At 58.1% G+C, this 14,488-nt stretch carries 14 protein-coding genes and 2 pseudogenes; 7 read left to right on the top strand and 9 right to left on the bottom strand.

Translation table 11 applies throughout. The features are described from left to right. Positions 1 to 289: 289 nt before the first annotated feature. Positions 290 to 2,200 (bottom strand): esterase EstP, encoded by a 1,911-nt coding sequence (gene estP, locus AC1DSG_RS18430; RefSeq protein WP_477792160.1) that lies wholly within the window; start codon positions 2,198 to 2,200, stop codon positions 290 to 292. Positions 2,201 to 2,608: 408 nt separating this feature from the next. Here estP and AC1DSG_RS18425 point away from each other — a divergent pair, with 408 nt between their 5' ends. The 4 genes and pseudogenes from AC1DSG_RS18425 (at position 2,609) to AC1DSG_RS18410 (ending at position 5,912) form a co-directional block, all read left to right on the top strand. Next, positions 2,609 to 3,202 (top strand): aminodeoxychorismate/anthranilate synthase component II, encoded by a 594-nt coding sequence (locus AC1DSG_RS18425; RefSeq protein ID WP_007906885.1) that lies wholly within the window; start codon positions 2,609 to 2,611, stop codon positions 3,200 to 3,202. Positions 3,203 to 3,211: 9 nt separating this feature from the next. Continuing rightward, complete coding sequence (gene trpD, locus AC1DSG_RS18420) at positions 3,212 to 4,261, top strand: anthranilate phosphoribosyltransferase (RefSeq protein ID WP_310333613.1); 1,050 nt, start codon at positions 3,212 to 3,214, stop codon at positions 4,259 to 4,261. Then, a pseudogene (gene trpC / locus AC1DSG_RS18415) lies at positions 4,258 to 5,091 on the top strand (indole-3-glycerol phosphate synthase TrpC); the annotation flags it as partial. The gene trpD and the pseudogene trpC, both read left to right, overlap by 4 nt. A 119-nt stretch (positions 5,092 to 5,210) precedes the next feature. Beyond that, positions 5,211 to 5,912 (top strand): lipoate--protein ligase family protein, encoded by a 702-nt coding sequence (locus tag AC1DSG_RS18410; RefSeq protein WP_477792159.1) that lies wholly within the window; start codon positions 5,211 to 5,213, stop codon positions 5,910 to 5,912. Here AC1DSG_RS18410 and crp read toward each other — a convergent pair. Then, positions 5,909 to 6,554 (bottom strand): annotated as a pseudogene (gene crp, locus AC1DSG_RS18405) (cAMP-activated global transcriptional regulator CRP). The gene AC1DSG_RS18410 and the pseudogene crp sit on opposite strands and share 4 nt — an antisense overlap. Positions 6,555 to 6,790: 236 nt before the next feature. Here crp and AC1DSG_RS18400 point away from each other — a divergent pair. After that, positions 6,791 to 7,213 carry an OsmC family protein gene (locus AC1DSG_RS18400; protein ID WP_007941657.1) on the top strand — a complete coding sequence of 141 codons (423 nt, stop codon included), beginning with the start codon at positions 6,791 to 6,793 and terminating at the stop codon, positions 7,211 to 7,213. 145 nt (positions 7,214 to 7,358) lie between these two features. Here AC1DSG_RS18400 and coq7 read toward each other — a convergent pair whose 3' ends face one another. The 6 genes from coq7 to hemJ form a co-directional block, all read right to left on the bottom strand. Beyond that, positions 7,359 to 8,006, bottom strand: a complete 648-nt coding sequence (gene coq7, locus AC1DSG_RS18395; protein ID WP_477792158.1) for a 2-polyprenyl-3-methyl-6-methoxy-1,4-benzoquinone monooxygenase — start codon at positions 8,004 to 8,006, stop codon at positions 7,359 to 7,361. A 108-nt stretch (positions 8,007 to 8,114) separates the two neighbouring features. Next, entirely contained in the window at positions 8,115 to 8,453 is a 339-nt protein-coding gene (locus AC1DSG_RS18390) for a histidine triad nucleotide-binding protein (RefSeq protein WP_053162884.1), read from the bottom strand. Positions 8,454 to 8,513: 60 nt separating this feature from the next. After that, the gene (locus tag AC1DSG_RS18385; protein WP_477792157.1) at positions 8,514 to 9,302 is read right to left on the bottom strand and encodes an SDR family NAD(P)-dependent oxidoreductase; all 789 of its coding nucleotides are present in this window, start codon (positions 9,300 to 9,302) and stop codon (positions 8,514 to 8,516) included. A 94-nt stretch (positions 9,303 to 9,396) separates the two neighbouring features. Further along, positions 9,397 to 10,341, bottom strand: a complete 945-nt coding sequence (locus AC1DSG_RS18380) for a DUF805 domain-containing protein (RefSeq protein WP_477792156.1) — start codon at positions 10,339 to 10,341, stop codon at positions 9,397 to 9,399. 98 nt (positions 10,342 to 10,439) lie between these two features. Next, a complete protein-coding gene (locus tag AC1DSG_RS18375) occupies positions 10,440 to 11,408 on the bottom strand; it encodes an NAD(P)H-dependent flavin oxidoreductase (protein ID WP_477792155.1) in 969 nt (322 codons plus the stop codon). 33 nt (positions 11,409 to 11,441) lie between these two features. Continuing rightward, positions 11,442 to 11,870: a protoporphyrinogen oxidase HemJ gene (hemJ, locus tag AC1DSG_RS18370; protein ID WP_477792154.1), complete on the bottom strand. Its 429-nt coding sequence runs from the start codon at positions 11,868 to 11,870 to the stop codon at positions 11,442 to 11,444. 134 nt (positions 11,871 to 12,004) lie between these two features. On the opposite strand from hemJ, the gene argC reads away from it, so the two are divergent. Both argC and erpA read left to right on the top strand, forming a co-directional pair. Next, on the top strand, positions 12,005 to 13,039 hold the full coding sequence (gene argC, locus AC1DSG_RS18365) for an N-acetyl-gamma-glutamyl-phosphate reductase (RefSeq protein ID WP_477792153.1): 1,035 nt from the start codon (positions 12,005 to 12,007) through the stop codon (positions 13,037 to 13,039). A gap of 155 nt (positions 13,040 to 13,194) precedes the next feature. Then, positions 13,195 to 13,545 carry an iron-sulfur cluster insertion protein ErpA gene (gene erpA, locus AC1DSG_RS18360; RefSeq protein ID WP_007947969.1) on the top strand — a complete coding sequence of 117 codons (351 nt, stop codon included), beginning with the start codon at positions 13,195 to 13,197 and terminating at the stop codon, positions 13,543 to 13,545. A 68-nt stretch (positions 13,546 to 13,613) separates the two neighbouring features. Here erpA and AC1DSG_RS18355 read toward each other — a convergent pair. Next, positions 13,614 to 14,488: anhydro-N-acetylmuramic acid kinase (locus tag AC1DSG_RS18355; RefSeq protein ID WP_477792152.1), on the bottom strand; the 875-nt coding region annotated here is incomplete at its 5' end.

Genomic DNA, 14,488 nt, shown 5'->3' with positions numbered 1-14,488 from the left:
TCGCAAGGATGATGACTTCACCCAGCAAGGGATTAATTTAGGGGTTGCTTTGGACTTCTAAAATCTCGCGGCAATAAAAAACGCGGCGCCTTCACAGGCGCCGCGTTTTTTATGTGGTGAGCAAAATCAATGTGGGAGCGAGCCTGCTCGCGAAGGGGCCGTGTCAGTCGACATCAACTTCGCTTGATACACCGCTTTCGCGAGCAGGCTCGCTCCCACATTGATTTTGCTCACCACATAAAAAACGCGGCGCCTGTGAAGGCGCCGCGTTTTTTATTGCCGCGAGATTTTAGAAGTCCAAAGCAACCCCTAAATTAATCCCTTGCTGGGTGAAGTCATCATCCTTGCGAATGTTGTAGCTGGCGCGCAGTGCCAGCTCCTTGGTGAGGTTGTGGCTGACCCCCAAATTCAACCGGTTCAGGTTGGTTTGCGGGGTGTAGCCTTCCAGCGTGAACTGATTGTTGGGCAGGCTGTTGAGGCTGATGGTCACGTCCTGAACATCGTCGTTGTACTCACGCTCGTGAGCCACTTCGCCGAATACTTCGGTTTGTGGGGTGATCTGGTATTTGCCCTGTAAACCGAAACCCAGGCGTCGGGAAATACTCTCCTGATCAGCAAAGGTCAGCGCTGTGGAATCAGTGGCTTGCTCCGAGTAGCCATCGACTTTTACCTTGGAGAAATCGGCGCTGACAAACGGCGACAAGTGCCAAGGGCTGCTGGCTTGCTGTGCGATGTCGTAGCCGATGCGAGCGCTAGCGGCTTCGACGTAGCCACTGGTATCGCCTTTTTCGCTGCGTTCGTTGGCGCCCAACTGGAATTTACGCTTGAGGCTGTCGTAATCCAGATGCCCGGCTGTCAACRCCATGTCAGCCCATACGCGATTTTGTTGGTACTGGGCGAATGCGGTGCCCAGGTAAGTGTTGAGCTTGTAGTCGGAGTCGTTATTCCCGGCTTCGAGTTTCTGGTTATAGAAGCCGGCGGCCACGCCGACGCGCCAGGCATCGTCGAGGCGATAGCTGCCACCGATGTTCAGGTTGTACCCGTTACCATCAGCGCTCACGACGCTGTCCTGCCCGTCAAAATCCTGATGTTGGCCACCGCCGGCAACAATGGCTCGCCATTGGCCGACACCTTGCCAGCTTTCCCAGTCGGCCATCCATTGGTTGCGCAATTCGTCCTGGTGAGAACGCAGGGTGCCTTGGGCCATTTGCGGCAGTAGCGTCAGCTCCCACGGCGCTGACAGCAGGGAATACGCATAATCGGCAATCAGGCGTTGTCCGGCTTCGGTCGGGTGTACCGAGTCGTTGTAGATCAGCTTGGTCGGGTCTGGTGTGGCGCTGTTGATCCCGTAACGGGCGTTCTCGGTGCAGCCGCTGCCGCTGAAGCAGGTGGCGCTCAGGTTCTGGTCGGTGGCCAGGCCAAATTGCGCCGGGTTGGCGAACGTCTCTTTGAGAAGCACCGGAATGTTGAGTGGGATGATTTCTGCATTGATGTTCTGCAGTCGGCTGACCAATTCAGTGTTGAACTGGGCGCTGAGCTGGGAGGTGAACGCTTGCAGCGGGGAGCCGTTGAACGCCGGGGTGAAGCCGATATCGGGCAGCAGCCAGACCATGACGTACTTTGCGCCAGCGGTTTGCAGCGCCTGTACGCTGTCGGCCAGTCGGTCGGCGGCGGCACTGGCCTGAGGCAGGCTGGTGACGCGGCCCTGCAGAAAGTCGTTACCGCCACCCGACAGGTAATACAGCGCGTTTGGATCAGCGCGGAAGTTGTTCGAAGGCAGGTAACCCGCTCGGGTACGCTCGCCGGTGTCGGAAATGGTGGTGATCGAATCAAGAATCTGATCGGTGCGATAACCGCCGACGGCCCAGTTGTTGCCATCGGGCTGGCCATTGCTGGCGCGCACCGCCGAATTCGATGAAGCGGTCTGATCCGCCGAGTACCCCAGTTTTCCACCCAATATCTGCGTGGAGTTGAGTGAGCGGATTTCGCCGCTGCCATCCAGATAAACCGGCCCCGTGCGGTTGGTAAAGCGTTGCGTCGACCCGGCAGGCCCGCCGGTGTCGGCAAAGGTCCCGGCGTCGTTGAGGCTGTCGCCGAAGACGACGAAACTGGTGTAAGGATTAGGCGCGGCATTCGCCTGGGCGCAGGCCATCGCGAGCAAGCATCCTGCGAGCGGTACAAACAACGTCTGTTTGATCATGAGCAAGTCCGTTTATTTATTTTTGTAGTGAACGAAACGACAGTACCAAAAACGTCCGGCCTTTTGCCAYCCGTCGCGCAGCCTTTGATTGTTTCGCGAGCAGTCGCCCCGGCCATATTGCACGCTCTGCCCAGCTAAGTTACTGTGCCCGGACGTATAAATGAGACCTTCCCCGTGTTGATCATCAGTAAACTTCTGGATCAAGTCATCAAGGCACACGCCCGCTGGCGTTGGCGCGCCTGAATTCTTTTGCCGGCCCCGCCGGACCTGTACCGCTTTGCCTTCTTTACCTGTTTGAAATGCCGCTTTGCTGGCGCTACTCCAGCACCTGACAAAGCGCAGCGCTCTGCGGGTCAATCATTCGAAGGCCATCTTTAAAGTCAGTGAGTTCAAGAGGTTCAAAACGCCATGTTGCTGATGATCGATAACTACGACTCCTTTACCTACAACGTTGTGCAGTACCTCGGTGAGCTCGGCTCCCAGGTCAAAGTCGTGCGCAACGATGAACTGACCATCGCTGAAATCGAAGCCCTCAACCCAGAGCGCATCGTGGTGTCCCCCGGTCCTTGCACCCCGACCGAAGCCGGGATCTCGATTGAAGCGATCAAGCATTTCGCCGGCAAGCTGCCGATTCTTGGCGTTTGCCTCGGCCATCAGTCCATCGGTCAGGCCTTTGGCGGTGATGTAGTTCGCGCCCGTCAAGTGATGCACGGTAAGACTAGCCCGGTATTCCACGAGGACAAGGGCGTATTCGAAGGCCTGAATCGCCCACTGACGGTGACGCGCTATCATTCGCTGATCGTCAAGCGTGAAACCCTGCCCGATTGCCTGGAGCTCACCGCCTGGACCCAACTTGAAGACGGTTCGGTCGACGAGATCATGGGCTTGCGCCACAAGACACTGAACATCGAAGGCGTGCAGTTCCACCCCGAGTCGATTCTCACCGAGCAGGGCCACGAGCTGTTTGCAAACTTCCTCAAACAAACTGGCGGCACGCGCTAAGGACTTTTCATGAATATCAAGACAGCCTTGGGCCGTATCGTCGATCACCTCGACCTCAGCACCGATGAGATGCGCGATGTGATGCGCGAAATCATGACTGGCCAATGCACGGATGCGCAGATCGGTGCATTCATGATGGCCATGCGCATGAAGAGTGAAAGCATCGACGAAATCGTCGGCGCGGTATCGGTCATGCGCGAGCTGGCGGACAAGGTCGAACTCAAGACTTTGGACGGTGTGGTTGACGTGGTCGGTACCGGCGGTGATGGTGCCAATATTTTCAACGTGTCGACCGCTTCTTCCTTCGTTGTTGCAGCGGCGGGTTGCACCGTGGCCAAGCACGGAAACCGCGCAGTGTCGGGCAAAAGCGGCAGCGCCGACCTGCTGGAGGCGGCGGGCATCTACCTGAACCTGACGCCGGTTCAGGTGGCACGTTGCATCGATAATGTCGGCATCGGTTTCATGTTCGCCCAGACTCACCACCGCGCCATGAAGTACGCCGCCGGTCCGCGCAAGGATCTTGGCCTGCGTACCCTGTTCAACATGCTCGGCCCGCTTACGAACCCGGCCGGTGTGAAGCATCAGGTGGTAGGCGTGTTCAACCAGGCGCTGTGCCGGCCATTGGCTGAGGTCTTGCAGCGACTGGGCAGCAAGCACGTGCTGGTGGTGCACTCGAAGGATGGCCTGGACGAATTCAGTCTGGCGGCGCCGACCTTCGTGGCGGAATTGAAGAATGACCAGATCACCGAATATTGGGTCGAGCCAGAAGACTTGGGAATGAAGAGCCAGAGCCTGCACGGGCTGGCAGTCGAAAGCCCGGCGGCCTCGCTGGAGTTGATTCGCGATGCCTTGGGCAAGCGCAAAACCGAAAGCGGTCAGAAAGCCGCCGAGATGATTATGCTCAATGCCGGTGCTGCGCTGTACGCCGCCGACCATGCAACCAGTTTGAAAGAAGGCGTTGCCCTGGCGCACGATGCGCTGCACACAGGCCTCGCTCGGGAGAAACTGGAGGAGTTGGGTGCATTTACCGCGGTATTCAAAGTGGAGAATGAGGGATGAGTGTACCGACGGTTCTGGAAAACATTCTGGCGCGCAAGGTCCAGGAAGTCGCCGAGCGTAGCGCTCGTGTGAGCCTGGCCGAGCTGGAAAGTCTGGCCAAGGCGGCCGATGCACCTCGTGGTTTTGCCCAGGCATTGTTGGCGCAAGCCAAGCTCAAGCAGCCGGCGGTGATTGCCGAAATCAAGAAAGCCTCGCCGAGCAAGGGCGTGATCCGCGAGAACTTCGTTCCCGCGGACATCGCCAAGAGCTACGAGAAGGGCGGCGCGACGTGTTTGTCGGTGTTGACCGATATCGATTACTTCCAGGGCGCCGATGCCTATCTGCAACAGGCCCGGTCGGCGTGCAAACTGCCGGTGATCCGCAAGGACTTCATGATCGATCCCTACCAGATCGTCGAAGCCCGGGCGTTGGGCGCCGATTGCGTGTTGCTGATCGTCTCCGCGCTGGATGACGTGAAAATGGCCGAACTGGCTGCCGTGGCAAAAAGTGTCGGCCTCGATGTGCTGGTGGAAGTTCACGACGGCGACGAGCTGGAGCGGGCCTTGAAAACCCTCGACACACCGCTGGTGGGCATCAACAACCGCAACCTGCACACCTTCGACGTCAGCCTGGAAACCACACTCGACCTGTTGCCGCGCATCCCTCGTGATCGTCTGGTGATTACCGAAAGTGGCATCCTCAACCGCGCCGATGTCGAACTGATGGAAATCAGCGACGTGTATGCATTCCTGGTTGGCGAGGCGTTCATGCGTGCTGAAAGCCCGGGGACCGAGTTGCAGCGTCTGTTCTTCCCGGAGCGCGGTACTGCGGTGAGCGGTTCTACGCTCGACYGAAAAAGCTTCGCGAGCAGGCTCGCTCCCACAGGAGATTGGATTTCAATGTGGGAGCGAGCCTGCTCGCGAAGGCGGTATAAGACGCACCATAGACTTAAGGTCCGACGGAATACCTTATGACCCTGATTACCTCCCTGACCACCGAAGCCGGCCTGCAAGCCGAACAAGATTTGTTGGCAGCCGTCTGCACCGGAGATTCGGAGTTCGGCTTGCTGTTCTGGCAACCCAATGACCGGGCCTTGGTCATGCCCCGTCGCTTGAACCGCCTACCCGGTTTCGACGCTGCCTGCGAAGTCTCAGCCGCTGCCGGTTGGCCAGTGCTGTTGCGTGAAACCGGCGGCGAGCCTGTGCCGCAATCGGCATCAACCATCAACATAGCGCTGGTCTACGCGCCACCACGCAGTGAAGGTGATCAGAACCGGATCGAAACCGCCTATCGCCGGCTCTGCGATCCGATCTGCCAGTTGCTGGATGAACTGGGCGGCGTGTCGTCCTTGGGCGAAATCGAGGGCGCATTCTGCGATGGCCGTTTCAACGTCAACCTGGATGGCCGCAAGATGGTCGGCACTGCTCAACGCTGGCGCCAGAGCAAGGGCGGTACGCGTCCGGTCGGGTTGGTGCACGGTGCGTTGTTGCTGGATAACGAGCGCGAATCGATGGTGGCGGCGGTCAATGGCTTCAATGAAGCCTGCGGTCTGGAACAGCGCGTTCGCGCCGAAAGCCACATCGCCCTGCATGAGAAGTTCGCTGCGCCCGATGCGCTCGGGCGGCTCGATGCGCTTTATCGCCAGTTGCTGGTAGAGATGTTCAAGGCTTAGCGCGTACCGAAGACCACCATGGTCTTGCCTTTGACGTCCACGCAGGTTGCGTTCTTCCAGATCCTTGAGCACGCGACCGACCATTTCACGCGAGCAGCCGACGATTCGACCGATCTCCTGGCGGGTCACTTTGATCTGCATGCCGTCCGGGTGGGTCATCGCGTCCGGCTGCTTGCACAGTTCCAGCAGGCAACGGGCGACGCGACCGGTTACATCGAAGAACGCCAGGTCACCGACCTTGCGCGTGGTGTTGCGCAGACGTTGTGCGATTTGTCCGCTGAGGACGTAAAGAATGTCTGGATCTTGTTGGGACAGCTCGCGGAATTTCGCGTAGCTGATTTCCGCGACCTCGCATTCGATCTTGGCTCGGACCCAAGCGCTGCGTGCCTGTTCCAGGCCGGCCTGTTCGAACAGGCCCAACTCCCCGAAAAAGTCCCCGGTGTTCAGGTAGGCGATGATCATTTCACGACCGTCGCCATCCTCGATCAGGATCGTGACCGAGCCTTTGATAATGAAGAACAGTGTTTCCGAGCGATCGCCCGCACAAATAATGTTGCTCTTGGCCGCATAGCGACGGCGCTGGCAATGCATCAACAGCTTTTCGAGGTTTTTGATTTTGGGTGTTGGGGTAATAGCAACCATGGTTGTATCCCGAAAAGACTTCACGGTGTGTGTTGGTTTTTTTGTGAGTCGCCGACAACGGTCGATGCAAAGCTGGCTATGCGCCAGTGAATTGGCGCCAGCTTAACAGACACTTCCTTCAAGATTTGAGAATTTACCTACGGTGTAGACACTTGCGTGCTGGGAAGTTGAGGCGCTGTCAATCAAGGGCCCTGTGCTAAGCTGGCGACCCTTTTTTAGACAGTGGAGTCTTGGCGATGAAGGCACGCATCCAATGGGCTGGCGAAGCCATGTTCCTCGGTGAATCCGGCAGTGGTCACGTGGTGGTCATGGACGGTCCGCCCGATGCCGGCGGTCGCAACCTGGGTGTCCGGCCGATGGAAATGCTCCTGCTCGGTGTCGGCGGTTGCAGCAATTTCGATGTGGTCAGCATCCTCAAGAAGTCCCGTCAGGCCGTCGAAAGCTGTGAAGCCTTCCTCGAAGCCGAGCGTGCGACCGAGGACCCTAAAGTCTTCACCAAGATTCACATGCATTTTGTGGTCAAGGGGCGCGGGTTGAAAGAAGCCCAGGTCAAACGCGCCATTGAGTTGTCGGCAGAGAAGTATTGCTCGGCTTCGATCATGTTGGGTGCGGCAGGCGTGGCGATTACCCACGATTACGAGATCATCGAACTCGGTTGAGTCAGGCACAAAAAAGGCGACTCCCTCACGGCAGTCGCCTTTTTTATGTCTGTCGCAAACCTTTGTAGGAGCATGGCTTGCCCGCGATAGCGTCCTGGAGATCGCCATCGCGGGCAAGCCATGCGCCTACGAAAAGCCCCTGAGATCAGATCCGATAAGTACTCTTGGTCATCACCTTGGCCAACAGACTCATCCCGAACTTCACCGGTGCCGGAAAACGGAACCCTCCGGCATCCAGCGCACTTTCCGCGTGATGTTCTTCATCAATACGCATCTGCTCAAGAATCGCCCGGGACTTTTCGTCTTCAGCCGGTAATTGCTCGAGGTGTTCATTCAAGTGCTTGCACACTTGGTGTTCGGTGGCGGCAACGAACCCCAGGCTGACTTTGTCGCTGATCAACCCGGCCACCGCGCCGATTCCGAACGACATGCCATAAAACAGCGGATTGAGAATGCTGGTATGGCTGCCCAGCTGATGAATGCGTTGTTCGCACCACACCAAATGGTCGATCTCTTCTTCAGCAGCATGCTCCATGGCGGCACGCACATGCGGGAGCTTGGCAGTCAGGGCTTGCCCTTGATACAACGCCTGGGCGCAGACCTCGCCGGTATGGTTGATGCGCATCAGACCGGCGACGTGCCGGGTGTCTTCATCACTCAATTTCGCATCGGGCTGGACGATGGCCGGCGACGGGCGGTAGGGCTGGCCACCGAAGGGCAACAGGGTGCGCATGGCGGCGTCAGCTTGCAGCAGAAGACGGTCAATCGGCGAGTAGTGACGTTGGGTAGTCATGCTGACCTCCGGGAAAAATCTCGGCGGCCAGTTTAACCCAATCGGCCGGGGAAGGTTTGAGCTGGGTCATGGGGGAGTGGCTGGCCACTCCCTCGCAGCAATCTGCAATCAGCCCGGTGGCCAGTGCATCTGGCGCTGACCCAGCACATGCATATGAATGTGATAGACAGTTTGCCCACCTTCTTCATTGCAGTTCATGACAACGCGGAAGCCTTTTTCGCAGCCCAGTTCCAGCGCCAGACGCTGCGCGGTGAACAGAATATGCCCGGCCAGTGCCTTGTCGTCCTCGGTGAGGTCGTTGAGGGTGCGCACGGCTTTTTTCGGGATCACCAGAAAATGCACCGGTGCCTGTGGGGCGATATCGTGGAAGGCCAGTACCTGGTCGTCCTCGTAAATGATCTTTGCCGGGATTTCCCGGTTGATGATCTTGGTGAACAGAGTATCCAAAGCTGTTTCTCCGTTGTTTTGGCTGGCCTGAGTGTACCCATGGATTTACCGTAGGACCATTCAGCGTGGGCAGTAAACCTTGTTGACCATGCCGGCGATTGTCCGGTTTAACCAGCGCGAGCCGAGTCGTGGCAGAAAGGCGCGCCAACGGTTGCGTCGGCCCGGAATAATGATTGCGCGATTTTTCTCCAGGGCCCGCACGGTATAAAGCGCCACTTCTTCGGGGCTCATCAGCATTTTGCTGTCGGCCAGTTTGCCGGTGTCCAGTTGCGCGGTACGGAAAAAACCGGTGCGCGTCGGGCCGGGGCAGAGTACCGAGACCTTGATTGCGCATTTCTTCAGCTCGACGCGCAGAGCTTCGGAAAAGTGCAGCACATAGGCCTTGCTGGCGTAGTAAGTGCTCATCCAAGGGCCGGGAAGAAACGCGGCGACCGAGGCAACATTGAGGATTTGCCCGCCACCCTGCAAGGCCATGCTGTTTCCGATGGCGTGGCAGAGGCGGGTGAGTGCCAGAATGTTCACTTCAATCAGGTCCTGCTCGGTCATCCAGTCTTGAGCGAGAAAGGGACCACACGTCCCCATGCCAGCGCAGTTCACCAGCAAATCAATTTGACGGTCACCTTCCTCAAGTTCCAGCAGAAACCCAGACAGCCGCAGCGGTTCGCCGAGGTCACAGGCACGGAAAAGCACTTCTACGCCAAAACGTTGAGTCAGTTCAATCGCAATACTTTCCAGCTGATCACGTTGTCGGGCCACCAGAATCAGGCTGTGGCCACGCCGGGCCAGCGCTTCGGCCATCGCCAGGCCGATGCCGCTGGAAGCGCCGGTGATCAGAGCGTAACGGGTCATGCAGTTCTCCATCGCAACAGCTCCGCGCCGCGACGCAGGTGTCACGGGCGGGGAGCGCTGTTTATTCTTTCGCAGAGTCTACAGGGGACGGGGCTTATTCGGCTTCCTCGTCTGCAGAATCCGGTGCGTTTTCGGTTGCTTCGGCCGGTTCGGCTTCAATCTCGTCGATCGTCACCGATCCGCTGTCATAGCTGCTTTCAGTAGCGCTTTCATACTCTTGCTGAATCGCAGTAAAACCGCCAGACACTGCCGCCATGAAGACGATGGCGATAAATACGACCCACAACGAAGACAGCACTTTGACGGCGGTGCTGTTGGGCGGTGGTGGCGGACCGTAGCGATTGGCGATGTTGGTGCCGGGGATGACCATGATCACGAACGGAAAGAGGCTGCCCACGAACGGGACGAAGTTCAATAGCCAAAGCCACCCGGACCAGCCGATGTCGTGCAAACGCTGCACGCTGATCTGAATGCTGACAACCACAACCCCGATGAACAGGAACAGCGCCACCAGGCCACCGACAATCAGGCCGGCACTCGAGTCTGCGCTGATCAGGGCAACGGCGAAAATGGCGAGTGCCGATCCGACACCCAGCATCACAAGGGTCAGGACCATCGTCCACGCCAGATAACGCAAGCGGCCAATACGACCTTCGACACTGAACGGTTTGAGTGTGGAGAATGCGGGCAGATTTTCTCCGACGCTAGCCTGAGGCGGAGCGTAAGGGGACACCGGGTCGACGAAGACAGGCTGGGTCTTGGGGGGGAGGTGTTCGCGGGCGTCGGTCAAGTTCAGCTCTATGGGCGATTCGCTTTCGATCCGTGCATTGATGCCGGTTTTCGACAGTGCCTGAAGATAGGTTTGCGCCTCGACTTGCGACAGACCTTGCTTGAGCGTGACAGTCTTGCCCGAGAACAGCCGTTCGACTGCAGCAACATCGCTTTTGTAGAGGGCGGCGAGATTCTGTTTGGCAGTAGAGAGGTCAACACCTGGCAGCAGAGCGCCGTCGAATACGATCTTGAAACGGTTTTCGCTCATTGCGAGGCATCCTTGTCGCGAGTGTTTGAGTTAGGAAGTATTGCAGGGCATGGATGAAGTGTAGGGCCAGCCGGGTGGAGCTGGCCGAAACTTACATCTCAGCGGGGCCAGCGCTTAGGAAGTTGTGCCGCCAATTCCAGTGCCTTGCGATACTCCGCGTCCAGCCGTGCGACCAATTGATCGACACTCGGCAAATCATCGATTTCCCCGACGCCCTGACCTGCAGACCACACGGTTTTCCAGGCCTTGGCTTCATCGCTGATTGGTTTGAGTTTGGAGCCGAAGTTGACCTCACCCTTGTTTTGCAGGGCTGCCATATCGAAACCTGCTGCTTCCAGGCTTTGACACATGAAACTCGCCGGTACGCCGGACACTGCTGGAGTATGGACGATGTCCGCTGCCCTGGAAGTCAGTAACATTTCTTTGTAGGCGTCAGGCGCATGACTTTCAGTGGTACCGATAAAACGCGTACCGAAGTAGGCTAAATCCGCACCGAGCAATTGCGCCGCAAGAATCTCGTGACCGTGATTCAGGCAACCGGCCAGCAGCAGGGTTTTGTCGAAGAACTGACGAATTTCAGCGATCAGTGAGAACGGGCTCCAGGTGCCAGCGTGGCCCCCGGCGCCCGCAGCAACGGCAATCAAGCCATCCACGCCAGCTTCGGCGGCTTTTTCCGCGTGTCGGCGAGTCGTCACGTCATGGAACACCAGGCCGCCGTAACTGTGCACTGCGTCGACCACTTCCTTCACTGCGCCGAGGCTGGTGATCACAATCGGCACTTTGTGCTCGATGCAGATCTCCAGGTCCGCTTGCAGGCGCGGATTGCTGTTGTGGACGATCAGGTTGACCGCATAAGGCGCCGGGTTCTCCAGTGTTGCCAAACCTGCTTCGATCTCTTCCAGCCAGGCCTTGAAGCCGCTGCTCTCGCGTTGGTTCAACGCAGGAAAACTGCCGACCACGCCATTTCGGCAGCAGGCGAGCACTAATTGCGGATTGGAAATCAGGAACATTGGCGCTGCCACCACGGGCAGACGTAAACATTGTTCGAGCAGAGCGGGCAGCGACATTGGAGGTACCCCGGTGAGTTGTGCTTATTGACGTCAGAACGGCCGAACCACGACCAGAATTACGATAGCCAGCAATATCAGAACCGGGACTTCATTGAACCAGCGATAAAAGACATGGCTGCGGGTGTTTTCGCCACGGGCAAAACGCTTCACCTGAGCGCCGCACATGTGGTGGTAGCCAATCAGGATCACAACCAGCGTCAGTTTCGCGTGAAACCATCCACCCTGACTGAAGATGCTCGGATTGAGGTAGATCAGCGCGATGCCGAAAATCAGGGTGGCGATCATCGCCGGGCCCATGATGCCGCGGTACAGCTTGCGCTCCATGATACTGAAGCGTTCCTTGCTGACGGTGTCTTCACTTTGCGCGTGATAAACGAACAGGCGCGGTAGGTAAAACAGGCCGGCAAACCAGCAGACCATGCTGACGATGTGAAGCGCTTTGAGCCACAGATAAAGCATTTTAGTTATTCCCAGGTTCACGGTAGCCCGGATAGTAGAGGCTTGAGCGTCCGCACGTCACCTTGCCGGTTGTCGCAGAACGATACGCACCCTATTATCGACGGCTTTCCAGTGGGTTCGTTGAGGGCAGGTTTATGGTCAAGGTCGGTATCGTCGGCGGCACGGGTTACACCGGTGTCGAACTGTTGCGTCTATTGGCACAGCATCCGCAAGCTGAAGTGGTAGTGATCACTTCCCGATCCGAGGCTGGCCTGGCCGTGGCCGACATGTACCCGAACCTGCGAGGCCATTACGACGGCCTGGCGTTCAGCGTTCCGGACATCAAGACGCTGGGCGCCTGTGATGTGGTGTTCTTCGCCACCCCTCACGGTGTTGCCCATGCGCTGGCCGGCGAACTGCTGGCGGCCGGAACCAAGGTCATCGACCTGTCGGCGGACTTCCGTCTGCAAGACGCCGCCGAGTGGGCCAAGTGGTACGGCCAGCCGCACGGTGCTCCGGAACTGTTGGAAGAGGCGGTCTACGGCTTGYCGGAAGTCAATCGTGAGCAGATCAAGGATGCTCGCCTGATCGCCGTTCCGGGTTGCTACCCGACCGCTACGCAATTGGGTTTCCTGCCCTTGCTCGAAGCGGGTCTGGCCGATACCACTCGTTTGATCGCTGACTGCAAGTCCGGCGTCAGCGGTGCCGGGCGTGGTGCCTCTGTAGGATCGCTGTACTCCGAGACGTCGGAAAGCATGAAAGCCTACTCGGTCAAAGGCCACCGTCACTTACCGGAAATCCGCCAGGGGCTGCGTCGCGCCGCGGGCAAGGATGTCGGTCTGACGTTCGTTCCGCACCTGACGCCAATGATTCGTGGCATTCACTCGACGCTTTACGCGACCGTCGTGGATCGCTCGGTCGATCTGCAAGCATTGTTTGAAAAACGTTACACCAATGAACCGTTCGTCGACGTGATGCCTGCCGGCAGCCATCCGGAAACCCGCAGCGTGCGCGGTGCCAACGTGTGCCGTATCGCCGTGCATCGTCCGCAGGATGGCGATTTGGTGGTGGTGCTGTCGGTGATCGACAACCTGGTCAAAGGCGCGTCGGGTCAGGCGGTGCAGAACATGAACATCCTGTTTGGTCTGGATGAGCGTCTGGGCTTGTCCCATGCGGGCATGTTGCCTTAAAGAGCAGCTACAAGCTTCAAGTTGCAAGCCGCAAGCTTGAAGCTCACAACTTGAAGCTTGCCGCTGCTCCTCAAATAGTTGACCGATTTTCTAGGACAAGCGGATAATGCGCGTCATCACGCATTATGGCGGCGTAACGCCGGGAGATAGTCAGCATGAGCGTCGAATCCTTCACCCCCACGGCTTTGCAATTCACCCACGGTGCCGCGCACAAGGTGAAGAGCCTGGTCGATGAAGAGGGGAATGATCGCTTGAAGCTGCGCGTATTCGTTACGGGCGGCGGTTGTTCAGGTTTTCAGTACGGCTTTACCTTCGATGAAGAAGTGGCCGATGACGACACCATCGTCGAGCGCGAAGGCGTGAGCCTGGTCGTGGACCCGATGAGCTTCCAATACCTGGCAGGTGCCGAGGTGGATTATCAGGAAGGTCTGGAAGGTTCGCGCTTCGTGATCAAGAACCCGAACGCCAGCACTACCTGTGGCTGTGGCTCTTCGTTCTCGATCTGATCGCACTTCAGCGCAATGCAAAACGCCGCAGAACCTTTTGGGTTGTGCGGCGTTTTGCTGTCTGGTGTTTACGCGGGGTAGATAGCGCCGAGAACGCGCAGGCCGCGGGCGCCGGTGACGCTGGGGCGATTGGCGGCGATGCCTTCGAGACAGCAATGGGCCAACCAGGCGAATGCCATAGCTTCAACCCAATCGGGATCTACACCATGCGTGGCGGTGCTGCCGACTTTTGCATTCGGCAGTAAGTCGGACAAGCGCTGCATCAGCGTGGTGTTGTGCGCACCGCCGCCGCAGATCAGCAATTCTTGAGTGTTCGACTGGGCGTGTTGCAGTGACTCGACGATGGTCAATGCGGTGAGTTCAAGCAGGGTTGCTTGAACGTCTTCGGCAGCGAAGGTCGGTAGTTTCGCGAGGTGCTGTGTAAGCCAGGGCAGGTTAAACACTTCGCGGCCGGTGCTTTTTGGGCCTTTGGTCACGAAGAAGGGATCACTCAGCAGTTCATTCAGCAGTGCTGGTTCGACGTTGCCGCTGGCAGCCCATTGGCCGTCGCGATCAAAGTTGTCGCCGCGCTGCTGATGGATCCAGGCATCCAGCAGCACATTGCCCGGACCGCAGTCGAAACCTGCAACGGGTTTGCCGGGTTCGATCAGGCTGAGATTACTGAATCCGCCAATGTTCAATACCGCGCGATGACCCGTATCTTCAGCAAACAAGGCTTCGTGGAAGGCTGGAACCAGTGGTGCGCCTTGCCCGCCAGCGGCAACATCACGGCTGCGGAAATCACTGACTACAGTAATGCCGGTCAACTCGGTCAACAGGGCAGGGTTGCCGATCTGCACCGTGAAGCCGCGAGCCGGCTCGTGGCGAATGGTTTGGCCGTGACTGCCAATCGCGCGAACGTCTTCGGGTCTCAGGCTTTGTTGATCAAGCAGGGTATGAATGC

This window comes from Pseudomonas sp. P5_A12 (genome assembly GCF_056400685.1).
The sequence above is the reverse complement of the archived record's forward strand: the minus strand, read 5'-3'. Positions and strand labels throughout refer to the sequence as shown.